We start from the raw sequence: 24531 nt of genomic DNA on the forward strand, positions 1-24531 counted from the left end.
AAAGCAATGAAAAAGATATTATTTGTTATTACTGTGCTGCTATGCACTTTAGTTTACTCACAACAGAAAAAATTTAGTATAGACTGGGATACGGCTAAAACTTTTAATACTGAAGGTTATAGCTTAACACTTCCTAATTTTTCTCCAACAAAGCATTATAGCTATGATGCCGATAACGGTATCGCTTTTGTCGCACAATGGGAAACAAATGCACCTGTTAATGAACGTAGTGTAAAATTGATTAACGTTCAATATACATCGATATCTGTTAATGAACTGGGAGATTTAGATGTTAAAACAATACCATCTACTATTACATATAGTTTAAAAAACAGTATTGCCCGAGCAGAACGCTATGCGATTTTAACTGTCTCTCCAATTGTTAAAATAGGTAATAATACCTTTAAAAAAGTAACTTCTTTCAGTCTAAATTATGAAAACGGAAGCACAACGTCGTTAAGAAGTAGCAAGTTTCCTATTACTAACTCTGTTTTAAGTACAGGAAGTTGGTATAAATTTGGTATCGACAGATCTGGAGTTTTTAAGTTAACAAAAAGCTTTTTAAACGATTTAGGAATAAATACCAATAATATCGATCCACGAAATATAAAAATCTATGGTAGTGGAGGCCAGATGATACCTTATTTAAACAGTAGCACTTACCCAATTGACCCTGCTGAGAATGCAATAAAAGTAATTGGTGAGGAAGATGGTGTTTTTAACGATGGCGATTATGTATTGTTTTATGGTGTTGGCCCCAAAGGTATTGTTGAAGATCCATTAATTAATACAAATATAAATCCTTATCAAGATGTTGCTTTTTATTATTTAAACGTTGGGTTTGGTACTGGTAAGCGTGTTCAAAATATGGTTGAACCTGCTGGTAATGCTACCACAAACATCAATACATTTCAAGACTATCAGTTTCATGAGGTCGATGAATTTAATATAGGTTTTGTAGGGAGACGATGGTTTGGTGATAAATTAGACGTAGAAACTACCAAAACATTCGATTTTAACTTTCCAAATCTGGTTTCAAGTGAAGACGTCAATTTTAAATTTTATGGTGTTTCTGCAGCAGAAACTACAGCAAGTTTTACCCTAAATATAAATGGCACTGCTATTACAACACTAACCACTCCTGGTGTGGCAAACGATAATTTTGGGGTAGGAGCAACTTACGATGAAGACATAACAGTTGGTACAGATAATATTTCTGTGCAGGTTGTTTACGATAAACAAGGCGTGCCAAGTGCAGTGGGTTATATAGATTACATAAGTTTAGAGGCAACAAGAGCGCTTACGTTTAATGGCAACCAATTTCAGTTTTATAATAGAGCTACTACGCAAACTTCTGGTATTGGTATGTACACAATAGCTAATGCAGCAAACGTTTCAGAAGTTTGGGATATTACTAACATAAATGATATTACTTCTAAAGTAAATACAGGTGCTACCTTAACTTTTAAATCTACTTTAGGAAGTTTAAAAAAATATGTAGCAGTAACAAATTCAGATTTATACAGTCCGTTAATTTTAGGAAACACAGCAGTAGCAAACCAAAATATTAAGGGTACAATTTTTAATAATAATCAAGGCAGTTTTCAAGATATAGATTATGTAATTGTGTCACCTAATACGCATTTAAATCAAGCGCAGCGACTGGCTCAAATTAATAGGGACAAAAATAACTTAAATGTAAAAGTAGTTAGTGTCGAATCTATATATAACGAGTTTAGCACAGGAAATAGAGACATTTCGGCCATAAGAAATTTTGTAAAATACGTGTACGACAATGCAAGTACTCCCGAAAATAGAGTAAAATACTTATGTATTTTTGGAGACAGCTCTTTTGATTATAAAGATCGTATTTCTTCTAATGCTTACAACATGCCTTCATGGAACGCATATAATAGTTTCAATTTAACAAACTCTTTTGTCTCAGACGATTTTTATGGCATGATGGACCCAGGAGAAGGTACCATGCAGGCAACAGACAAGTTAGATATAGCAGTTGGTAGAATATTGGCAGATTCTCCAGAGCGTGCCAAACAGATGGTAGACAAAGTTGAAGTTTATTATTCTAAAGAAGCATTTGGGAGTTGGAGAAATAATTTTATCGCAGTTTCAGATGATGTAGATGTCGATTGGGAAAGAGATTTACAAGAAACAACAGATATGATTGCAGACGAAATTACTGCAGCAAAACCGTTTTTAAATGCCATTAAAATTCATTCAGATTCTTATCAGCAAGAAGCTTCAGCAGGAGGAGATCGTTATCCAGCGGTTACTACCGCAATGGCAGATGCTATAGAAAATGGCGCATTAGTTGTTAACTATTTTGGGCATGGAGGAGAAGATGGATTGGCTTTTGAAAGAATCTTTCAAAAAACAGATGCTCAAGCTTTGAGAAACGATTGTAAATTAAATTGTTTTGTTACCGTTACTTGTGAGTACACACGATTTGACAATCCGTTACGTGTAACAGCTGGTGAGTTAATTTATTGGAATAAAGATGCAGGATCTATATCGCTTATTACAACAACACGCCAAATATTTGTTACCGTTGGAATAACTTTTAATACTGTTTTAGAAGAATATTTATTTTCCTACAGCGATAATGATACTTTTGGAGATAATGAATATCCATCAATGGCTGAAGCACTCAGACTTGCAAAAAACGATAATAATGTTTCAGGAATTAGCCAAAAATACTTAGTATTCTATATTGGAGATCCAGCTTTAAAACTCTCCATTCCTAAACCAAACGTGGTGCTTACTAAAATAAACGATGTGCCAGTTGCCGGAAATACCGAGGTGTTAGAAGCATTAAGTTATGCTAAATTAGCAGGACAAGTTACAGACGAAGCTGGCAACTTACTCTCAAATTATAACGGGAAACTGGTAACTACTATTTTCGATAAACCTATACAAAGAGAAACCTTAGGTAACGATAATGTGTTTGAAGGTGGCCAACTTATTACAATGCAGTATGAAACCTTAGGAGAAGTAATTTTTAGAGGTCAAGCTACGGTTACTAATGGGGAATTTGAATTCGACTTTATCGTCCCTAGAGATATAGGCATACCTGTTGGCTATGGTAAAGTAAGTTTTTATGCTTCAACCGAAAATCCTGTTAGTGATCAAACAGGTGGAACCATTAACACCTTACAAATAGGTGGTATAAATGAAAATGCTCCAGAAGATAATCAAGGACCAAACATAAACTTGTTTATGAATGATGAAAATTTTGCTTCCGGAGGGATAACAAACGAATCGCCAACCCTTTTAGTAAAATTACAAGATGAAAACGGAATAAATACTGCAAGTGGTATTGGCCATGATATTGTAGCAATTATCGATGGAGATGAAGTTAATCCTTTCGTATTAAACGATTATTATGTAACCGAATTAGACGATTATACAAGAGGAAGTTTAAGTTTTCCTTTTAGGGATTTAGAACCAGGCTTGCATACATTAACTTTAAAAGCATGGGATGTTTACAATAATTCTTCTACAGCAGAGTTACAGTTTAGGGTTTTCGATGAAAAAGAAAACTTAGTTATTGAAAACGTTTTAAATTATCCAAATCCATTTGTAAACTATACCGAGTTCTGGTTTACGCATAACAGCTCCGAAACCTTAGATGTTTCCGTTCAAATATTTACCATTTCAGGAAAATTGGTAAGAACTTTAAATGGTAAAACTACTGGAGTTGGCGTAAAATCTACAGGTTCTACTTCTAGAGATATTGTTTGGGATGGTAGAGACGACTTTGGAGATAAGATAGGAAAAGGAACCTACGTATATAAATTAAAAGTACACTCTAGTGCAACAAATAAAACAACCGAAAAAATAGAGAAACTTGTAATCCTATAATAAAAAATTATATTTGCCAAATAAAACCCATCTATGAAAAAGAATATTTTAGTAATTATTGTATTAATTTTTGCTTTTAATGCAAAGGCGCAAACCGTAGTAATACCAGATAACGACTCAAGAGTAATAACCACAGGAGTGCCATTTTTATTAATTGCGCCAGATGCCAGAGCAGCTGCAATGGGAGATATGGGAGTAGCAACGTCTCCAGATGCCTTTTCGCAACAATGGAACTCGGCTAAGTATGTGTTTTCAACAGATAAATCTGGATTTGCAATAAGCTACACACCATACTTAAGTAAATTAGTAAAGGATATTTTTTTAGGTAACATTACTTATTTTAATAGAATTAATGAGCAAAGTGCCTTTGCTGCCAGTTTTAAATATTTTTCTCTTGGAGAAATTGCCTTTGTAGAAGATGAGTTTTCCGAAGAATTAATACAAAAACCAAATGAGTTAACAGTAGACCTTTCTTATGCGTTAAGACTAAGCGACCAGTTTGGTATGGCAGTCGCTATGCGTTATTTACGTTCAGACTTAAAATTAAATTTTGGTGATAACGATGCTACAGCTGCAAGTACCTTTGGTGTAGATATTACAGGATATTACCAAAGTGAAGAAGAAGCCTATAACGATTTCAACGGACGTTGGAGAGGAGGTTTTGCTATTCAAAATTTAGGACCAAAATTTAAATATGATGAAGGAGGACAAGAGAACTTTCAGCCTACAACATTACGTTTAGGAGGTGGTTTCGATTTTATTTTCGATCAATATAACAAATTAGGTGTCACTGCAGAATTTGCAAAATTATTAGTACCAACACCACCAGTTACAGGAAAAGAATACGAATTTAACGACGATAATGGTAATGGTGTTTACGAGCCAGAAGAAGGTGAAACTTTAGGAGCAATTGTAGAGCCACGTGTTATTATAGAAGGTCAAGATAACGATGTGGATTTTGTCTCAGGAATGTTTCAATCTTTTGGAGACGCACCAGGCGGTTTTAAAGAAGAATTAAACGAGTTTACTTATGCTTTAGGTTTAGAGTATTTATACCAAGAATCGTTTGCTTTTAGAGCAGGTTATTTTAACGAGCATGAAACTAAAGGCGCACGTAAATTTTTCGCCTTGGGAGCAGGTTTTAAATACAATGTAATTAATATAGATTTATCTTACTTATTTTCGGCGTCTCAAGTACAAAGTCCGTTAGAAAGTACATTGCGTTTCTCTTTAACATTTAACCTTGGAGAAGGAACATATACAGAATACTAAACGTGTAAAAAAGTTTATAAATAAAAACTATTGCCAAAAGCAATAGTTTTTTTGTCTAAATTAGTTTGTAGTTTACACTAAATTTAATTTATGAAAGAACTTAAAATAGAATCTAAACTCTATGTTTTCGATGGTTTAAACGAATCACCAAAAGAGATTCAAAATTTAATGCAAAAGGCTATAGAAGTACGAGACAATGCTTACGCTCCTTACTCTAATTTTTATGTTGGTGCCGCTTTATTGCTGGATAATGGAGAAATTATAGCAGGAAGTAACCAGGAAAATGCTTCCTATCCTTCAGGTTTGTGTGCAGAACGCACCGCTGTTTTTTATGCAGGTGCAAAATACCCTAATGCTAAAATTGTAAAAATGGCTATTACAGCTGCATCACAAAATCAAAAAACCGATAAACCTATTCCACCATGTGGTGCGTGCAGACAATCCATTGCAGAGTACGAAACGAAACAAAATCAACCCATAGAAATCTACTTTATGGGAGCAACAGGAAAAGTTGTAAAGTCTAATTCGCTCGCTAATCTTTTACCTTTTGGGTTCGATTCTTCAAATCTATAACGTTTTCGTAAACTTAAATATTAAAATTCATTACAGATAAGTTAATTTTCACTTTTGCATTACCAAATCAAAGTGTTACTTTTGTTTGTGAAATTTTATTTTAATTTATTAAATTAAAAAATTCAACTCATATCAATTTCATATTGGAATCTAATAAAACAAAGATTTTCTAATGCAAAAAATAACAAAAGAAGTTTACCTTAAATGGTACGAGGACATGTTTTTCTGGAGAAAGTTTGAAGACAAGCTTGCTGCAGTTTACATTCAACAAAAAGTTAGAGGTTTTCTTCACTTATATAACGGTCAGGAAGCAGTTTTAGCAGGTGCTTTACACGCCATGGATTTAACAAAAGATAAAATGATTACCGCTTACCGTAATCACGTACAGCCAATAGGTATGGGCGTTGACCCTAAACGTGTAATGGCAGAACTTTACGGTAAAGCAACAGGAACATCCAAAGGATTGGGTGGTTCTATGCATATTTTTTCTAAAGAACACCGTTTTTATGGTGGTCATGGTATTGTAGGTGGCCAAATTCCTTTAGGAGCTGGAATCGCTTTTGGAGATAAATACCACGATAAAGATGCTGTTACCATTTGTTGTTTTGGTGATGGTGCGGCAAGACAAGGTTCGCTTCACGAAACCTTTAATTTGGCTATGCTTTGGAAGTTACCAGTAGTATTTGTTTGCGAAAACAACGGTTATGCCATGGGAACATCGGTTGAAAGAACAGCAAACCATACCGATATCTGGAAATTAGGACGTGGGTACGAAATGCCTTCCGGACCTGTAGATGGTATGAATCCTATTAAAGTTGCCGAGGCTTTCGATGAAGCCATTACAAGAGCTAGAAACGGAGAAGGACCAACATTTTTAGAAGTAAAAACGTATCGTTACAGAGGGCACTCTATGTCCGATGCACAACATTACAGAACAAAAGACGAAGTTGCAGAGTACAAGAAAATAGATCCAATTAAGCAGGTAAAAGATGTTATTTTAAAGGAAAAATATGCAACCGAAGACGATATTAAAAAAATTGATAAACGCGTAAAAGCATTAGTTTCAGAATGTGAGAAATTTGCAGACGAATCTCCATATCCAGAAAAGAGTGTCATGTACGATTCGGTTTACGAGCAAGAAGATTATCCATTTATAGACCATAAAATAAATTAAGCTATGGCAGAAGTAATAAACATGCCGCGTTTAAGCGACACAATGGAAGAAGGCACAGTTGCATCTTGGCTTAAAAAAGTTGGCGATAAAATTGAAGAAGGTGATATTCTGGCGGAAATTGAAACCGATAAAGCGACTATGGAATTCGAGTCTTTTAACGAAGGCACATTACTTCATATTGGTATTCAGGAAGGCGAAACTGCAAAAGTAGATACGCTTTTGGCAATTATAGGTGAAGAAGGTGAAGACATTTCAGATTTGTTAAACGGAGATTCCCAAGACAATAAAAAGGAAACAAAAGAGACTGAAGATAAAGACGAAGATTCAGAAGAAGAAACGTCATCTAAAGCTACTAAAGACGATAAAAAAGAAGACGACAGTAAAACTGAAACAGCTTCTGAAGATAATACCGATTCCAATAAAACAGAAGAATTACCAGAAGGCGTAACTGTTGTAACCATGCCACGTTTAAGTGATACCATGGAAGAAGGAACAGTAGCGACCTGGTTAAAAAAAGTTGGTGATAAAGTAGAAGAAGGCGATATATTGGCGGAAATTGAAACCGATAAAGCCACTATGGAATTCGAGTCCTTTCAATCTGGAACCTTATTACATGTAGGTTTAGAAGAAGGAGATTCCGCAAAAGTAGATGCTCTATTAGCTATTTTAGGACCAGAAGGAACAGATGTTTCTTCTATTGCTAAAAATTTTAACGATAGAGGCGCTTCAGCTAAAAAAGAAGACGCACCAAAGCAAGAGCAAAAAACCGAGCAACCTAAAGCAGAACCAAAAAAGGAAACGGCTAAAAAAGATGTGCAACCTGCTGCGTCAAAATCAGGTTCAGACACCAATAGAATTTTCGTTTCTCCTTTAGCTAAAAAAATGGCCGAAGAGAAAGGTATTCAATTACAACAGGTGCAAGGTACTGGTGAAAATGGACGTATTGTAAAACGCGATATCGAGAACTTTACAAGCTCACAGGCTTCCTCTGCTTCTGCAGCCAAGTTTGTGCCAACTGGTCAGGAAGATTTCGACGAAATTCCAAATTCGCAAATGCGTAAGGCAATCGCCAAAAACTTAGCGAAATCTAAATTCAATGCTCCGCATTACTATTTAAATGTGGAATTCGATATGGAAAACGCCATAGCATTTAGGGCTCAATACAACTCGATTCCAGATGTAAAAATTTCTTATAACGATATGATTGTTAAAGCCTGTGCTTTAGCTTTACGTCAGCATCCACAGGTTAACTCGCAGTGGTTCGATGATAAAATGAAATTAAACAACCATGTACATATTGGTGTGGCTGTAGCTGTAGAAGATGGATTATTAGTACCTGTTGTTAAATTTGCTAACGAGCAAAGTTTACCGCAAATTGGAGCAGCTGTAAAAGAATATGCTGGAAAAGCCAGAAATAAGAAGTTGGCTTTAGATGAGATGGAAGGCAGTACATTTACTATTTCTAACTTAGGTATGTTTGGTATAGAGAGTTTTACATCTATAATCAATCAGCCAAATTCAGCTATTCTATCTGTTGGAACCATAGTTGAAAAACCAGTGGTTAAAAACGGACAAATTGTCCCTGGAAATACTATGAAATTAACATTGGCTTGCGATCACAGAACGGTAGATGGTGCAACAGGAGCACAATTTTTACAAACCTTAAAAGGGTATATTGAAAATCCAGTAACCATGCTTGTATAAGTCGTATTACTGTCATGCCGTAACTAATACGGAATCCATAAATATAAAAACCTATTTCAAGTAAATGAAGTAGGTTTTTTTTATCTTTAAACTCAAATAATCAACACATGAAAATAATTACCACACTAAGTCTTTTAGCTGTTTTTATAGGCTGCGATTCTACTAAAACCACAACCGAAACAAAGACAGAAAACACCAAGGAAGTTAAAGTTACCGAAAGCACGCCTAACACTGTTGAGTTCGTAACTGCAACAGAAGTAAAAGAAATGGTTTCCTTTTTAGCTTCCGATGATTTAAAAGGAAGAGATACAGGAAGCGAAGGCATTAACGAAGCCGCTAATTATATAGAAAGCGCGTTTAAATCTTACGGTGTAAAACCTTATTTCGATACCTATCGTGATAATTTTAAGGTTGGTGATCTGGATGCTTTTAACGTAGTTGGTTATCTTGAAGGTAACGATCCGGAGTTAAAGGATGAATTTATTCTTATTGGTGCGCATTACGACCATATTGGTGTATCTCAAGGTAACGATGAGGATACAATCGCTAATGGTGCTAACGATAATGCCGCAGGAACAAGTGGTGTTTTGGCATTGGCAAAATATTTTGCTGAAAAGAAAACAAATAAAAGAAGTGTTATTTTTGCAACATTTACTGCCGAAGAAAAAGGATTATTAGGCTCTAAGCATTTAGCGGAACGATTAAAAGAAAATAATCTAAATCTTTACACCATGATTAATCTTGAAATGATTGGTGTGCCATTTACAGACCGAGATTACGACGCTTTTATAACGGGTTATGAATTATCGAATTTAGCCGACAAGATGAATAGCTATGCAGGCGAAAAACTAATAGGCGCTTCAGATGTGGCAAAAAAATACGGACTCTTTAAACGCTCTGATAATTATGCGTTTTATCAGGTTTTTAACGTGCCAAGCCACACCGTATCGTCTTGCGACTTAACAAACTTCGATTTTTATCACCATGTGGACGATGAGGTCGATAAGTTAGATTACAATTTTATGGCAGGTTTGCTAAACAAATTGGCACCCGTTTTAGAGCAAATAGCAAATGCTACAACACAAGACATTAAAATGCATGAGTAAAAACATTATTATTACAGGAACAAGCAGAGGAATTGGTTTCGAGTTGGTACATATATTTGCCAATCAAGGTCATAACGTATTGGCATTATCGCGTAACGAACAAAAAGTAAGCAATCTTAATTTTGATAATATAGAGTCTTTTTCTTTCGATTTAAGTAAGAAAGAAGATTATAAAAAGGTTGAAGACTATGTTGCTAAAGAGTGGAAACAGGTCGATATTTTAATTAATAATGCAGGAGCTATATTAAACAAACCATTTGCCGAAACATCTATTGAAGATTTTGAAACGGTCTATAAAACCAATGTATTTGGCGTTGCCGAAATGACGCGTTGCGTATTACCATTTATGAAAAAAGAAAGCCATGTCGTTACCATAAGTTCTATGGGAGGCGTACAAGGTAGTATGAAGTTTCCAGGATTAGCAGCTTACAGTTCCAGTAAAGGCGCTGTAATAACATTAACCGAGTTGTTAGCCGAAGAATATAAAGATACAGGCATCAGTTTTAATGTACTTGCTTTAGGCGCTGTACAAACCGAAATGTTAGCCGAAGCTTTCCCAGGTTACCAAGCACCAACAACAGCCTTAAAAATGGCGCAATACATTGCAGATTTTTCTTTAAATGGGCATAAATACTATAATGGGAAATTGTTGCAGGTTTCTAATTCTACGCCTTAGGTTTTTGGGGTTTTGAATTTGAATTAACGGTTTTGTATATGAAAAGTAGGGCAGAAAATAGGCTTTATCCATTCGGTTGAGTCACAAGCCACATTTTTAATTTTTCTTTTTTAACTTTTCAGTTATAAAAATACATAATTAAAAATGTGGTGGCATTGCAAATACACAAATACCTTCCTTTTAAGCCAAAATCGCCCTATTTTTTATATACTTTGTTCTCTACTGGCTTTCTGCGTTCAGATTGGTTTTCGGCGTTGGCAGAGCCATACTCTTTTACAGTTTGGGTGAAGCTTGGATGGCGTGACTGTGAAAGTGTATGGCTCGTAGCGTTGGCATTTTACTACTTGTAATAGATAAAAACGCAATCTAAAGTTTTAGCTCGATTTGTTGGGTCTGGCAATTTGATATCTTCAGTAATCAGCTCGCTTGCATTCAACTTATCTTTTGAGGATTGCGGAAATTCATCAAAAATTGTTTTTGGAATAAGTGCTTTTACTTCAAAATCATTATTACCCCATTTCTCAACTAACTTTGAAAATACTTTTTGAGGATGCTTAATTACCCACATTCCTCTTATTCTCAAATAGGTAATTTTTAAGTTATCGACATTGTTAATTCGACCTAATTCATTCGTTTCTGTATCTTCATCTTGAAGTTCTTCCAAATTACTTTCAATTTTGTTTGCAGTTACTTCATAGACTTCTTGTAGGTCACAAAAAATTCTTCCATAAACAAACCAGATTGATTTTAATAAATTTTTCTTGCTTGGAATATAGCCAAAGCAGTATAACATCTCTCTTTCAATCCATTCCTTATCCTCACAAATTCTTGCGGATGCAGCAATTCTTTTGTTACTGCATTTAAGAGTGTGTTTAGGACTTGAACTATTGAGTTGAACTGTAGATTGAGAAGATTTTTTAATTTCTAACGCTTCTGCTCCTCTAACTATAGCATCTGGCATTTTACTTTTAGAGCCTAAAAATGAGAAAACTTTTCGGTGTTCTTCTAATCGCTCATCTTCATCAATTATCTTAAAAGAATTACAATAAGAATCCAGAATATATTGTTCAAGAGCTTCTCCCATATTTTGGGCACGATTACTTCCAGTCGTATATTGTTTGATTTCATAATCCTTGTTCTCAACTATATTTACTAAAGCTTCTAAAATGTTACTCATATCGTTTCAACTAATTCTCTTTGTTTCTTATTCTGTTTGATGGCGTTTGTTTCAATCTGTGATTTTATACTTTTTGCTAAAAATTTAGCAAGATTAACAGGGACAGCATTTCCAATCATTTTATAACCTGCTGCAACCTTTTTATAATGAAAAATAAAATCGTTTGGAAAAGTTTGTATTCTTGCACATTCTCGAACACTCAATCGTCTATATAAATGTTCTTTTCCTGGAACGAAAACACGAATATTTTGCTCAATGAATTTCATTTTAGGTGCTTGTGGATGAATAGGTGCGTGTCTTCCACCTGCTTGAATTGTATATGATTGTTCATCCCAACTTCTTACACGGTTTCTTGACATAAATATTGTAGAAAAACTGCCAATCATATATTCGTGATTAGGAACTACGCAATTCTCTCCATTTGTCTTATTAAATTCTAAAGCAGGCAAAACGCCTTCTTTCAAATCTGAAATTACATTTTCTAATGGGATTTTTGGAAAGGTTTCGGTTGGAAATTGATATTTGAAATTCAAATCTTTTCTAATTCCTATGAAGAACACTCTTTTTCGGTCTTGAGGAACATTGTAATCAGATGCGTTTAGCATTTGAAAAGAAAGTTCATATCCGATTCCTGCGTTTCTGAAAAGTTCTTTTATTCCCTCTAAAGCTTCTGTATGTTTTGAAATTAGCATCCCACTAACATTTTCTGCTAAAAAGAATTTCGGTTGTTTAGCTTCCAATATTCTGATAAAATCGTAAAACAATTGACCTCTTTTATCTTTAATTCCTCTCGCTGCGCCAGCCTCACTCCAACTTTGACAAGGTGGTCCGCCAATAATCCCATCACATTCTGGAACTTCATCTGCTGGAATATTTACAATACTTCTTTTGTCAAGTATCGTATTTGGATGATTTTTTTCATAAGTTTCCCAAATCTCTTTGTCATATTCGTTTGCCCAAATAACATTGAAACCAGCTTGTTGGAATCCTAAATCAAGTCCGCCAGCTCCTGCGAAAAAAGATACTATTTTCATATTCTATTGTGTTTGAAGTGATTTATTAAGTGTTCTGCGATATTCTGCTTTTTCCTCTGCAACTTGTAAAAGTTTTTTTGTGCAATTTGTTTCGTATATATGTTTGCCAATTTGGTCAGTCACATATTCATTCCGCAATTCTGTAAGATTGAGTTTAAAAATTTTCGCAAGTTTTGGTAAACGTTTTTCATCAAAATCTCGTTTGCCGTTTTCGATTTTACTCAAATTAGCAGAGTCCAAATTCAGTTTGGCCGCCAGTTGAGTTAAAGTCAATTCGTTTTCATTTCGTAAAAGTCGGATGTATTCTCCAAATGTGGTATTCATAAGACTTGTCATTTTTTGACAAAATTAAACTTTTTATTCGGATTTCCAAAGAGCGCTGGCAAAAACAGCTCTTTTATTTTTTAAGCGAGGGATTATGTGTTTGGAAAAAATGAAAGTGCTGTTTCGAGCGTTGGCTTAAGCTTGTAGAGAACGATTACAATGATATGAAATCGTTTAAATGTTTTATATCATCCGTTAGTTTCAATTCGAAGTTCGACTATTTTTTTGAGAAAATCAACAATTATATAGTAGTTTAAGGCGTTTCTTTTTTAGCCTGTTCATAGAGTTCGAGGCATCTTTTTTCAAACTCAAAATTTATAGCATCACTAAAACAATACAAAAAGGTTTTGGTAAAAACCATAGGTTTGGTAATGGTTGGGAGTTTTCTTAATTTATTTTTAGACACGTCGTAAAAATTACCAATGTAGGTATTGGTTAATAAATTAACACTGGATTTCCCGCTGCCATGCTTTACTTCTGGACCGAATTTATGCCTGTCGCGATCATAATCTGTACGACGCATGGTAATGAGTTGCATTTTTTTTTCTTCAGTGTTGTACTCAAATTCGTTTATCCAACCCGAACGTCCATAATCGTTCCAAAACTCGAAACCGTTTTTAGTCTCTACAAGTGTGTTGCCAAAATTTAAACTTTTAATTTCCAGACTCGAAATGGGTTTGTAATTGTTAGAGGATAATGCACAGATTAATTTGCGTGCATCGCTATCTATAGAAACCGTATCCATTTTTTTATCACCATCAAAGTCTTTTATAATGGCTCTTGTAGATTGAGAAAAGCCAATACAAGTGGTTAAAAATATTATTAAAAGCAGGTGGTGTTTCATTCTGTAGTTGCGTAAATTAAATACTAATGTTACTAATTAGGCTTAAAAAGTAATAAATAGCCAAAGAATAAAATGTAATGCACAGCTACTATCGATAATAGTTTTAAAACGGATGCCAATACCTTATCTTTTACTTTAGCATTTAGTTTTTTATTAATGAAATAAAAAATAACAATATTAATAATACCCAAAACACTACCAAGCATTAAGCCAATAATTGGCCAATCTGTCCATAATATAACGAGTACAATCGAAATAATAAGTATAATTACACTCCACAGTAAAAACTGAACGGTCTTGTTTTTGGTCATATTATCCTTTAAATCCTGGGTTTTTACCAGATGAGAATGACGACATTAAAGCGTCTTTTACGTTGTGCTTGCTATCGTCAAATAATTTTGTATGGCTTAAGCTATGCGCTGTCATGGCTAAATAAGGTATGCTGCCAGGTTTTATATCTAAGGTATCATCATTCATATCAGACTCGGCAATTAAATCGGCATTGTATATTTCTACCAATTCCTGATAGACACCTAAACGCGTGTGTAATATATTTAATTGCGTATCTGTTGCGCCCCAAACAATAAAGCCAAACCACCACAGTTTATCTCTCACATCGTCTAATGCATCTGCCGAAACAAACTGACTTAAAAGCCTAATAAGTGCTTCCTTAACAGAGTTTTCGTCGTTTCTGGCGATACTGTCCTCTATGCCTTTTGCAAATTTCTCAAAATTATTCTTTTTGTTTCTTGAATCGTAAATGTCTAAATCTGTAATATTAATATCTACAATTTCAAATTTACCATTAACCTGGTTTTTAGGCGTCCACGAGGTATCGTCAATCATGTCAATCAAGCCTGTGTTTTCTTCGGTTAAAATAGTGTTTAATAAGTTTATTAAATAACTGTCTTTCTCGTCATCTTCTATGGCAAATATTCTGTTTAATAAAGTTAAAGCGGTTAACAAATCTAAATCTTCAAAATATTCACTGCGTCCATAACCTCCGTTTCTGCCCTGAGCGTTAGCTTGAAACACGGCTCTTTGTGTAATAGACCAATTTGTTAGTGCTTCTAAAATATTTAAAAGCTCTAATTTTTCTGGAGATGTAATGCTACTATTTCCTATAAAAGAAACACTGTTTTTAAACGCTTCTATTAACTCGTTAAAACCTTGTAATAAGGTGATGGTTTCGTTCCAAACCGCAGGACCTTCGGTGTGGTTATTAACTACAAACCCTTTTAAGTGGTCTAAGGTTTCAAAATTTACGCTGTTTAATGTTTCTTTTGCTTTTTCAAAGCCTTTATCGTCTATACTGGTTAGAATGGTTTCCAAATTTCGCATAGAAAAATCGGCTACAAAGCGTTGCGTAATATCGTATTCATTATACACATTTATAAGCTTACATTCTGGATGTAAGTTTTTGTGGTTTAATTGATGCTGCTCTTTAAAAAAGGGCGTTGATAAATAGGTTATGGATTTTACTTTCCATTTTTTAGGAAAGCCACCATCGTTGGCAATAACGTTAGTAAATTCATTAATGACGTTGCCGCCATGAGAATGCCCAATAAGATGAAAATACACATCGTCGTCTTTCCAGTTAGGATAGAGCCTGTAAAACAAATCTAACAACCTGTTGGCACCTTCGGTTCTATCGGCATTATTGTTGTCTCCAGACCAGCTGAAGAATTGATCTTCAATATGAAGGTCATGAAATTGTGGTTTTAACTCTTTTACGCTCGCATGTAGGTTTTTTAAATCTTTAACATCAGTTCTCCAATAGTCCTTATTTGCCTGATGTTTTGCTGCAGTAGTGTTAACAGGATCCGTTGTTCCGGCAACAAACATCACAACATCTTTGGGAACAATAATTTCTATTGAGGCTGTTTTTGTTGTGCCATCTTCGAACGCTATTTTAAATGTGTTTTTTCCCATGAGGTATTAGTTTTGTTGTGCTACTACTTCTAATTCTATTTTTTCAGAATCGCTTGAAATTAAATAATCGCTTATGGTATCGTTTTGTAATAGTTGTCCGTTGTATTTAAAGTCATGTGTTTTATCCTCTAAATAAATCGTCATATTATCACCAATTCTATTTGCGGTTTCAATGTTAAGTACAATGGTGTCGCCAACTTGATAACGTTCCAGTTCTTCGCCATCTGTGTCTGTAATAAAGTAGCCTGTTACTTCTTTTTCCTCTTCTTCACGAGTAGTCTGGTTTATGGCAATAAAAGGATTGTGTGGGTTCCAAGGCTCCTCATGGATAACACCTTTTGTTTTCATAATTCCCCAACCAATAGCTATATTTAAATGGAGAGGTAAATTGTCATTAGCATTAAAAGACTCGTATAAGTTTAATATTTGCGCATTGGCAAATTCCATTTTAAACAGAGTACTCACACCATCGCGTTTATAGAATATAATTTCTCCCTGACATTTGGTTGTGGGAGAAAACATGTTTTCGTAAAAAAAGCTATCGTCTGTAGTAGATTCTATAGCAAACTCTAACTTGTGACCATACGGTCTTGCAGTTGGTCTTCCGTTAACATCTGTTAAGCGCGAATACGCTTGTTTTGCATTAAGGATGTTTCTAACTTCATCATTAATAAACAGTTTTGCTAAAAAACTCATGGATTAAATTTTAAAATAGAGAAACTAAAATACAAAAAAAAGTCTCTTAATTGTGGTTTAAATACATTAAAACACAAACATTTCCCAATTAATTTACCAAAACCTAAAATAGCACTACCTTTGCTTTTCATTTAAAGAGGTAGCCTAAATAAATAGTGTTTATCTCACCATTTTATTTATGTCATTTCAATTATTAGGCTTATCTGAGCCTTTACTAAAAGCAATTAGTAAAAAAGGATACAATACACCATCTCCTATACAAGCAAAAGCCATTCCGCCCATTTTAGATGGGTACGATGTTTTGGCCTCTGCACAAACAGGAACAGGAAAAACAGCAGGTTTTACTTTACCCATGCTGCATATTCTATCCAAAACAAAACAAGAACGTTTCAGACCAATTCGTGCTTTAATACTAACACCAACACGAGAATTGGCTGCACAGGTGTATGCCAATGTAAAGGAATATAGCGAGTTTTTAAATTTACGTAGTGCTGTTATTTTTGGTGGTGTAAACCAAAAACCACAAGTTGCTAATATTAGAAACGGATTAGATATTTTAGTGGCGACACCAGGACGTTTATTAGATTTAAACAATCAAGGATTACTGTCTTTAAAACATGTGGAAATTTTTGTCTTAGACGAAGCAGACCGTATGTTAGATATGGGTTTTTTACGCGATATCGAGCGCGTTATGAAAATTATGCCTGATAAAAGACAAAATTTAATGTTCTCGGCAACCTTTTCTAAGGACATTAAAAAGCTCGCATTTAATATTCTTAATAAACCAGTTCAGGTTGAAGCTACTCCAGAAAATACTACAGTAGAAGCTATTTCGCAGAAAGTGTATCGCGTGGCTAAAGGCCTAAAAACGGGTTTGATAATTAAACTTATTTCTGATGGAAACTGGAATCAGGTGTTAGTTTTTACACGTACCAAACACGGTGCAAATAAATTAACCAAAAAAATGATTAGCTCTGGCATAACTGCTGCAGCAATACATGGTAATAAAAGTCAGGGAGCCAGAACTAAAGCTTTAAAAGGTTTTAAAGAAGGTACAGTTCGTGTTATGGTAGCAACAGATATTGCTGCTCGTGGTTTGGATATACCGTTATTGCCACACGTTATTAATTTCGAAATTCCAAATATTTCTGAAGATTACGTACATAGAATTGGTAGAACAGGTAGAGCAGGAGCAAAAGGTGAAGCAATCTCTTTAGTAAGTGCAGACGAAACTACGTTTTTACGTGATATTGAAAAATTAATAGGTGAGAAGCTAAAGGTTGAAGTTATGGATGGTTTCGAGCCCGATCCTAATGCCTCTACCGCACCAGTAAAACAAGGTCAAGGCAGGCAACAACGTTCTAATAAAAACACGAGAAACTCTAAATCTAATAATTCCAGACGCCCAAAAGAAGGCGGCACCTCTGGTAATGGAGGAAGAAACCGAAATAAAAATCGCAATAAGAACAGACGCTCTAATAATTCAGTAAATTAAAATGACTGAAAGTTTAAAAACTAAAATCTTAGCAGTTTGCAACAAAAAAATCGAAGAGAAAGGCGACACTGTTGGTCTTTCATTTTATGCTTTTTTTAAAAACAAAAATGATGATCCCGAATTATTAATGGAAGCTGCAACGTGGTGGATTAAAACACATCAATTAGATCATTTTGAAAAGGCAGTTAAAGTAAAAAACCTCGTAAAATAAAATAATGTCAGTTCGAGTGAAATACTTGCAAAGCATTTTGTATCGAGAACCACTAGATATAACAACAAAATAAACTAATTTGTCATGCCGCACTTGATGCGGCATCAAAAACAACAAAAATAGATTCTTGCTTTCGCAGGAATGACAGTATGAAATCACAACCAAACAATCCACTTCACGGTATTAAGTTAGAAAAAATCGTAACCGATTTACATGCGCATTACGGTTGGGAATATTTGGGTTACAATATTAAAATAAAGTGTTTTACAGATAATCCTTCGGTTAAATCGAGCTTGAAATTTTTACGACGGACACCTTGGGCACGCACAAAAGTTGAAAATTTTTATTTGGAGTATTTGGAGAAAAATAATAAATAAAAAAAATGTCTTAGAATTTTCTAAGACATTTTTTTATTTTAATTAAGCTTATTTTTTCATTTTAGCTTTCTTACCTTTTTTAGACTTGTTCATGCCAGCTTTAAATTCTGCCATGTCTAAAACACCATCTTCATTAGTATCCATTTTCGCAAAACGCTTTTCAATTTGTTCTGCTTTCGAGGCATCTTTCATTCTTTTTTCTTTAAACTCTTCTAAAGAAATAGAACCATCTTCATTAGCGTCTATTTTTGCAAACATTTTCTCAGGATTTTTTTGTTTTTCTTCTTGAGCCGTTACAAAAGTAACAGAACATAATGCTAATGCGAAAAGACCAATTTTTATTGTTTTAGATTTCATAATGATATTGTTTTTATAGTTAATGCTTATTTTTTCTATAAGACTTCAAAAAATTAATAAAGTTTAATTAAGTTTTTAAAATATTTATTGAGCACATAAATCTATGGACATTAAGTCATCCTTAGTCTTCATCCTCTTCTTCAAATTCAATAACTTTTACATCAAATTCTGCTTCTGTAAATTCATCGCGACTCATCCAGTATTCAGATGTGGTTAGCGTGTAAGATGCATCTCCAGTAGCTTTTAAATCCCAGATAATGCTTTCGGCTTCATCAAATGCTTCTTTACCATTTATGGCGTCATCAAACAACCTTTTAATAACATTGCTTTTTGCCAATGTTGCGTTCAAGCATTTTAATACTACCTCTTTGGTAACGTCTTTATTTGGTGTGATTTCGAAGGTAACTAGCGTGGCTTTTGCATTAGGGAAGGTTCCATTATAAGCTCTGTATAACAGCTGATTGATGTTGTATAATTGATGGTGCAATGTAATATCTGCATACTCTTCAGAAATTTTATCTAAAAGCATTTCATGAGAAATCTGTTCTATTTGATTGTCGTTTAAAACATCAGATAATTTGTAATTTAAAATGATTGCAGCAGCTTCTTCGGGCTCAAAATCTGAGATGGCTAAAAATAATAATTCTAATAATTCTTTTTCTGAAGCATCTCCTGCATCTTCAAAACCAAATTTGTCCAATAATTGTACATAATCTGCTTTATTCCAGGCGTTTTGTAGTTCTTCAACAGTTTTAACACTGTTTATTATAATGTGGTATTTCATTTTTATAAGTTTATTAAAATGTACCACAAATTGAGCATTTTACCACGAGATTTTGGTTAAAAAAAGCATAAATTACAGCTTGAAATAAATGCTATTTTTTATTTAGATCTAAATAGCAATATGGAGTTATCTTCTGTAAATGTTGTGGCTCTGTTTTCACTAAAATCAATTGCCAGACGCATGGTGTTTTCATCTTCAAATTTCACAATACCTTTCATGGTTCTGCTCTCATCACTGTCCATTTTGGTCATAATAAAATCTAATTGTATAGGTGTTGTTTTTGTGTTAACAGCGTAAGTCATCTTCATCCGTTTTCCATCCATTTCAAATTCGGGTCCTCCAAAAACTTCATCATTAATTTCAAAAGTGGCATAGCTATCGGCTTCTAAGGTTATTACGCCTATGTCACCTTTGTCCTCACCTTTCCATTTGCCTACAAAAAGGGATTCGGTTTGTATAACATTAAAGGAAAATAATGGAAGTAATAGAAATATTAATGCTAATTTTTTCATAGATGTTGATTTTGCTTTACATGTTAAAAATAACAAAAATCGAGGTATTTGCCATATTAATGAACCGCATAAATTATTTAATGAGTCGTAATGCTTCTTTTCTACTTAAATTACTTAATGTGGTAGCATCGACAAAATCTAAAACCCATTCTGGATTTGTGCGACTGTATTCTCTTAAAACCCAGCCAATGGCTTTGTTAATAAAAAATTCTTTCGAGCCTAATAAATGTGAAATAGTATAAGCCATTAAGTTGGCGTCTAATGCTTTTTTATATTTTAGTTGAAACAATAAGGCCGAACGTTGCAGCCAGATGTTTTCTGAAGCCAGCCATTTATCGATATATGTTTGGCGTAATTCAGGATAGACCTTAAAATAGTTCCCCATTAATTTTACAGCAATAAAATCTACAGTGTCCCACCAGGATTTGTGTGTGACCATAAATTCGAATAAAGGAATATCTTCTTTTTCGGTTTGTTTTAAATATTTAAATAAGAGCTCCTGCGCAAAGTATTGATATTCGCGTTGCGGTTTGCGCCAAAGTATTTTTACAAGCGGCTTAAGTTCGCTTTTTAAAGGTAGAAATTCTTTAGCTAAAAAGGGTTTTTGAATGGTTCTCCTATCTTCGGTTTTTATGCCAAAGGTTTTAAATTGATTACGCATGTAGGCTTCTTGCTGTAATGCTATATCTGGGTTAGAATTATTAGCAAACTCTATTTCTAAAGTATTTATTAAATCGTTCATTTTAGTTGTCTTAAACCTTCATAAACAACAATACTTACTGCATTAGCTAAATTCAGGCTGCGAATATGGTCGCTATATAAAGGAATTTTAAATAATACATTGGCAAACTTTTTAGTTATAGCCTTAGGCAGACCTACAGATTCTTTGCCAAAGATTAAATACATGTCGTCTTTAAATTCAATATCCCAATGTTCTTCTGTGGCATGGCTTGAAAGAAATACCATTGTTTTATCTTTATTTTTTATGAAGAAATCGTCAATACTATCGTAATATATTAAATTGATATGCTGCCAATAATCAAGTCCTGCACGCTTTAATCTAGTGTCTGTAATTTCAAAACCAAACGGTTTTACTAAATGTAAATTAGCGCCAGAGGCTAAAGCCAATCTGCCAATGTTTCCTGTATTGTTAGGGATTTCGGGTTCGAATAGTACAATGTTAAGCGGCATTTTTTTTATATAGTTTTAAAAGTAAAAATCGAATGAGTAACAACCAAGGCAAGCCGTGTAGCAAAACATCTAACCAATCTTTCAACAGCATACCTTTTGCGCCTCCTAAAAGCCATTTAAGTTTTCCCCATAGATGTGGTTCGGGAAAAAAAGGAGCTAAGCCAATGGTTAAGCAAAGCAGTAAAACAATACGATAGTCGTTTAAAAAGTTCAACCTTTAATGGTTTTTGTGCATAAAAATAAAGCCCAAACTTAGTATTAAGTTTAGGCTTTACAAAATAATAATTTAATATGTTAACTTTAAATTATTTCTTTTTTTGTTGGTCTTTGATTGTCGATTTATCGATATCAAATTTATTAGTTTCTATATCCGTTTTTCCCGTAGGATTTGTAGGATTTGTTTGTGTTTTAGTTGTTTTAAATTTTCTTTTATCTTCAGTAATTCCCATGATTTCTATATTTTTAGGTTCATAACTAAGTTAATAAATACTTATTATTTCTCTATTAATATTATCATAAGGTTTTGTTGATAAAACGTTAAAACTAACTAATAATATGCGTGTTCTTTCTTTCTGAAATAGGGGTTGGTTCAATAGGTTTTTTAGGGTCTGGACCATATTCATTAGGACCATAGTCTCCTTCGGTAGCCATTAAAACAAGAAGCCAGATGCCTCCAACAAACGGAATTAGTGATACCAAATAATACCAACCACTTTTTCCCTGATCGTGCAAGCGTCTTACCGAAACCGCAAGACCCGGAATTAAAACTGCAAGTGCATACAACGCGTAAATAATCATAAACGCAGGTTCTTCTGTTACGCCAACCAATATTCCAGAAACTATTGCTAACGCAATAATTATTAAAACATTAATAAGTGTAAACATCCAATATTCTTGGCGTCTTGCTCTTCCTTCAAAATTTGCGTAATTATCTCTTACGACTTTTAAATACCATTCCATAAATTTAGGGTGTTAGTTTGTTAAAAAAAGGCAATATATAAATTTAATTTAATATTGATTTTATAAAATTATCAATTTTAGATGTTCCGTTTTTTGTTAGATGTTTTATAAATGCCGAACCAATAATAGCGCCTTTAGCATGTTTGGTAGCCTGAGTAAAAGTCTCATTATTAGAAATCCCGAATCCTACAATTTGCTGATTTTTTAATGTCATATCTGCGATGCGTTTAAAGTAGCTGGTTTGTTGCTCACCAAAACCAGAACTATTGCCAGTAACACTTGCACTGCTTACCATATATATAAACCCATTAGAAATGGAATCTATAAATTCTATACGCTCCACACTTGTTTGTGGTGTGATTAAAAACACATTAATAAGCCCATGTTTTTCGAATGTTGCTTTGTATTGTTCATTATAAACTGCGACAGGAAGATCAGGAATAATTAATCCGTCAATTCCTATTTCCTGGCATTTTTTACAAAATGCTTCCACACCATATTGAAGCATAGGATTAAAATATCCCATAATTATTAATGGAATAGAAACTGTTTTTCTAATGTCCTTTAGTTGGTTAAAAAGCACTTGGGTTGTCATGCCGTTTTTTAACGCTTCGGTTGAACTGGCTTGTATGGTTGGCCCATCGGCTAATGGATCGCTAAAGGGAAGTCCTATTTCAATCATGTCCACACCACTTTTTTCAAGGTTTTCGATTATTGAAACGGTATCGTTTAGTTTTGGATAGCCTGCCGTAAAGTATATTGACAGTAGTTTTTTGTCTTCGTTTAGTTTTTGGTTTATTCTATTCATATTCATTTCCCACGGAAGTGGGAATCTTATTAATTATACTTTTTAATCTCTTTATTATGTTTTTGTTAGCTTAAATTATTTTTCATTTTTTCTAACTGCTAACTGCTAACTGCTAACTGCTAACAGCTAACAGCTCACTGCGTTAAGGATTGAAAGGTTTGTTTGAGCTCCTCGCAGAGAGCGAGCCTTGAAAGCCTGACTTTTTGCGATCCTGCAAGGTTTTTGAAACCTTGTAGGTATGAGTAAAAAGTAACGCCATAATTCTATAAATTGAAATATTTTATATAGTTACTTAAATCTTTATCACCACGACCTGATAAATTTATTACCACGATATCATCCTTTTTAAATGTTTTCTCATTTAAAACAGCAAAGGCATGTGCACTTTCTATGGCAGGAATAATGCCTTCCAGCTTGCATAGTTCTAACCCAGCTTCCATGGCTTGGTCATCTGTAATCGATATGAATTCGGCACGCCCAGTTTTATATAAATGGGCATGCATTGGGCCAACTCCAGGATAATCTAATCCTGCCGAAATAGAGTAGGGCTCGGTAATTTGTCCGTCGTTAGTTTGCATTAATAAGGTTTTACTACCATGAATAATGCCTTCTTTTCCCAATGCCGATGTTGCTGCACTTTCTCCAGAATGCACACCTTTTCCAGCGGCTTCTACAGCAATAAGATTAACATTGGTATTTTCTAAATAATGATAATAGGCGCCAGCAGCATTACTACCACCACCAACACAAGCAATAACGTAATCTGGTGTTGTTTTACCTTCTTTTTCTTGTAATTGCCATTGTATTTCTTCTGAAACTATGGCCTGAAAACGTGCCACCATATCTGGATAAGGATGCGGACCAACAACACTACCTATAATATAATGTGTGTTTACCGGATTATTAATCCAATCTCTTATGGCTTCGTTTGTGGCATCTTTAAGCGTTTTACTGCCAGAAGTTGCTGGTACGACTGTTGCGCCTAACATCTTCATTCGTGCCACATTTGGTGCTTGGCGCGCAATATCTATTTCTCCCATATAAACAATACATTCCATACCCATAAGCGCACAAACGGTAGCTGTAGCAACACCATGCTGTCCAGCGCCAGTTTCGGCAATAATCCGTTTTTTGCCTAAACGTTGTGCCATTAAAATTTGTCCGATGGTATTATTTACTTTATGTGCTCCTGTATGATTTAAATCTTCTCTTTTTAAGTAGATTTTAGTCTTATACTTTTCACTAAGGCGCTTGGCAAAATACAGAGGAGAAGGTCTGCCAACATAATCTTTTAATAATTGGTCAAATTCTTTTTTAAACGATGGTTCTGCCATTACTTTTAAGTAGTTTAGGCGTAACTCTTCTACATTAGGATATAGCATTTCTGGAATGTAAGCGCCTCCAAATTCGCCATAATAACCGTTGTCGCTAATATTATATTTCAT

General features: G+C 34.3%; 27 protein-coding genes. 10 read left to right on the forward strand and 17 right to left on the reverse strand.

Translation table 11 applies throughout. From position 1 onward, the window contains the following. Window positions 1–6: 6 nt before the first annotated feature. The 7 genes from porU (at window position 7) to ACVC43_RS05590 (ending at window position 10384) form a co-directional block, all read left to right on the forward strand. Complete coding sequence (gene porU / locus ACVC43_RS05560) at window positions 7–3879, forward strand: type IX secretion system sortase PorU (RefSeq protein WP_452223583.1); 3873 nt, start codon at window positions 7–9, stop codon at window positions 3877–3879. A 33-nt stretch (window positions 3880–3912) separates the two neighbouring features. Continuing rightward, entirely contained in the window at window positions 3913–5151 is a 1239-nt protein-coding gene (porV, locus tag ACVC43_RS05565; RefSeq protein WP_452223584.1) for a type IX secretion system outer membrane channel protein PorV, read from the forward strand. A 90-nt stretch (window positions 5152–5241) separates the two neighbouring features. Further along, window positions 5242–5724 carry a cytidine deaminase gene (gene cdd, locus ACVC43_RS05570; RefSeq protein WP_452223585.1) on the forward strand — a complete coding sequence of 161 codons (483 nt, stop codon included), beginning with the start codon at window positions 5242–5244 and terminating at the stop codon, window positions 5722–5724. A 172-nt stretch (window positions 5725–5896) separates the two neighbouring features. Next, window positions 5897–6898: a pyruvate dehydrogenase (acetyl-transferring) E1 component subunit alpha gene (gene pdhA / locus ACVC43_RS05575; protein ID WP_452223586.1), complete on the forward strand. Its 1002-nt coding sequence runs from the start codon at window positions 5897–5899 to the stop codon at window positions 6896–6898. Between the two features lie 3 nt (window positions 6899–6901). Continuing rightward, a complete protein-coding gene (locus ACVC43_RS05580) occupies window positions 6902–8602 on the forward strand; it encodes a pyruvate dehydrogenase complex dihydrolipoamide acetyltransferase (protein ID WP_452223587.1) in 1701 nt (566 codons plus the stop codon). A gap of 107 nt (window positions 8603–8709) precedes the next feature. Then, window positions 8710–9708, forward strand: a complete 999-nt coding sequence (locus tag ACVC43_RS05585; RefSeq protein ID WP_452223588.1) for a M28 family metallopeptidase — start codon at window positions 8710–8712, stop codon at window positions 9706–9708. Continuing rightward, entirely contained in the window at window positions 9701–10384 is a 684-nt protein-coding gene (locus tag ACVC43_RS05590) for an SDR family NAD(P)-dependent oxidoreductase (protein WP_452223589.1), read from the forward strand. Before ACVC43_RS05585 ends, ACVC43_RS05590 begins: the two co-directional genes overlap by 8 nt. Window positions 10385–10724: 340 nt before the next feature. On the opposite strand, the gene ACVC43_RS05595 is transcribed toward ACVC43_RS05590, so the two are convergent. The 7 genes from ACVC43_RS05595 to tssD all read right to left on the reverse strand — a co-directional run bounded on the left by ACVC43_RS05595 (window position 10725) and on the right by tssD (window position 16391). Further along, window positions 10725–11561 (reverse strand): NgoPII family restriction endonuclease, encoded by an 837-nt coding sequence (locus tag ACVC43_RS05595; protein WP_452223590.1) that lies wholly within the window; start codon window positions 11559–11561, stop codon window positions 10725–10727. Then, entirely contained in the window at window positions 11558–12595 is a 1038-nt protein-coding gene (locus tag ACVC43_RS05600; RefSeq protein ID WP_452223591.1) for a DNA cytosine methyltransferase, read from the reverse strand. The genes ACVC43_RS05595 and ACVC43_RS05600 overlap by 4 nt, the downstream gene beginning before the upstream one ends. 3 nt (window positions 12596–12598) lie before the next feature. Then, window positions 12599–12919 (reverse strand): helix-turn-helix domain-containing protein, encoded by a 321-nt coding sequence (locus tag ACVC43_RS05605; RefSeq protein ID WP_452223592.1) that lies wholly within the window; start codon window positions 12917–12919, stop codon window positions 12599–12601. Window positions 12920–13172: 253 nt separating this feature from the next. Beyond that, complete coding sequence (locus ACVC43_RS05610; RefSeq protein ID WP_452223593.1) at window positions 13173–13763, reverse strand: hypothetical protein; 591 nt, start codon at window positions 13761–13763, stop codon at window positions 13173–13175. Between the two features lie 32 nt (window positions 13764–13795). Further along, window positions 13796–14074 (reverse strand): hypothetical protein, encoded by a 279-nt coding sequence (locus tag ACVC43_RS05615; RefSeq protein WP_452223594.1) that lies wholly within the window; start codon window positions 14072–14074, stop codon window positions 13796–13798. 1 nt (window position 14075) lies between these two features. Further along, a complete protein-coding gene (locus tag ACVC43_RS05620) occupies window positions 14076–15695 on the reverse strand; it encodes a hypothetical protein (RefSeq protein WP_452223595.1) in 1620 nt (539 codons plus the stop codon). Between the two features lie 6 nt (window positions 15696–15701). Continuing rightward, the gene (tssD, locus tag ACVC43_RS05625) at window positions 15702–16391 is read right to left on the reverse strand and encodes a type VI secretion system tube protein TssD (protein WP_452223596.1); all 690 of its coding nucleotides are present in this window, start codon (window positions 16389–16391) and stop codon (window positions 15702–15704) included. 178 nt (window positions 16392–16569) lie between these two features. On the opposite strand from tssD, the gene ACVC43_RS05630 reads away from it, so the two are divergent. From ACVC43_RS05630 to ACVC43_RS05640, 3 genes are all read left to right on the forward strand, one after another. Then, a complete protein-coding gene (locus ACVC43_RS05630) occupies window positions 16570–17886 on the forward strand; it encodes a DEAD/DEAH box helicase (protein ID WP_452223597.1) in 1317 nt (438 codons plus the stop codon). A 1-nt stretch (window position 17887) separates the two neighbouring features. Continuing rightward, window positions 17888–18097 carry a DUF6500 family protein gene (locus ACVC43_RS05635; RefSeq protein ID WP_452223598.1) on the forward strand — a complete coding sequence of 70 codons (210 nt, stop codon included), beginning with the start codon at window positions 17888–17890 and terminating at the stop codon, window positions 18095–18097. 149 nt (window positions 18098–18246) lie between these two features. Further along, on the forward strand, window positions 18247–18474 hold the full coding sequence (locus tag ACVC43_RS05640; protein WP_452223599.1) for a VF530 family protein: 228 nt from the start codon (window positions 18247–18249) through the stop codon (window positions 18472–18474). 48 nt (window positions 18475–18522) lie between these two features. Here ACVC43_RS05640 and ACVC43_RS05645 read toward each other — a convergent pair whose 3' ends face one another. The 10 genes from ACVC43_RS05645 to trpB form a co-directional block, all read right to left on the reverse strand. Next, window positions 18523–18831, reverse strand: a complete 309-nt coding sequence (locus ACVC43_RS05645) for an EF-hand domain-containing protein (protein ID WP_452223600.1) — start codon at window positions 18829–18831, stop codon at window positions 18523–18525. 121 nt (window positions 18832–18952) lie between these two features. Beyond that, on the reverse strand, window positions 18953–19615 hold the full coding sequence (locus tag ACVC43_RS05650; RefSeq protein ID WP_452223601.1) for a hypothetical protein: 663 nt from the start codon (window positions 19613–19615) through the stop codon (window positions 18953–18955). A 98-nt stretch (window positions 19616–19713) separates the two neighbouring features. Continuing rightward, a complete protein-coding gene (locus ACVC43_RS05655; protein WP_452223602.1) occupies window positions 19714–20127 on the reverse strand; it encodes a hypothetical protein in 414 nt (137 codons plus the stop codon). Between the two features lie 73 nt (window positions 20128–20200). After that, the gene (locus ACVC43_RS05660) at window positions 20201–20869 is read right to left on the reverse strand and encodes a DNA alkylation repair protein (RefSeq protein ID WP_452223603.1); all 669 of its coding nucleotides are present in this window, start codon (window positions 20867–20869) and stop codon (window positions 20201–20203) included. Continuing rightward, on the reverse strand, window positions 20866–21318 hold the full coding sequence (locus tag ACVC43_RS05665) for a tRNA (cytidine(34)-2'-O)-methyltransferase (protein WP_452223604.1): 453 nt from the start codon (window positions 21316–21318) through the stop codon (window positions 20866–20868). The genes ACVC43_RS05660 and ACVC43_RS05665 overlap by 4 nt, the downstream gene beginning before the upstream one ends. Beyond that, window positions 21308–21532, reverse strand: coding sequence for a hypothetical protein (locus tag ACVC43_RS05670; protein ID WP_452223605.1), 225 nt, complete (start codon window positions 21530–21532; stop codon window positions 21308–21310). Before ACVC43_RS05670 ends, ACVC43_RS05665 begins: the two co-directional genes overlap by 11 nt. 91 nt (window positions 21533–21623) lie before the next feature. After that, the gene (locus ACVC43_RS05675) at window positions 21624–21767 is read right to left on the reverse strand and encodes a hypothetical protein (protein ID WP_452223606.1); all 144 of its coding nucleotides are present in this window, start codon (window positions 21765–21767) and stop codon (window positions 21624–21626) included. A gap of 94 nt (window positions 21768–21861) precedes the next feature. Next, window positions 21862–22278: a DUF805 domain-containing protein gene (locus tag ACVC43_RS05680; protein WP_452223607.1), complete on the reverse strand. Its 417-nt coding sequence runs from the start codon at window positions 22276–22278 to the stop codon at window positions 21862–21864. Window positions 22279–22321: 43 nt separating this feature from the next. Next, the gene (gene trpA, locus ACVC43_RS05685; RefSeq protein ID WP_452223608.1) at window positions 22322–23086 is read right to left on the reverse strand and encodes a tryptophan synthase subunit alpha; all 765 of its coding nucleotides are present in this window, start codon (window positions 23084–23086) and stop codon (window positions 22322–22324) included. Between the two features lie 263 nt (window positions 23087–23349). Further along, a complete protein-coding gene (trpB, locus tag ACVC43_RS05690; protein WP_452223609.1) occupies window positions 23350–24531 on the reverse strand; it encodes a tryptophan synthase subunit beta in 1182 nt (393 codons plus the stop codon).

The organism is Lacinutrix chionoecetis (genome assembly GCF_053604665.1).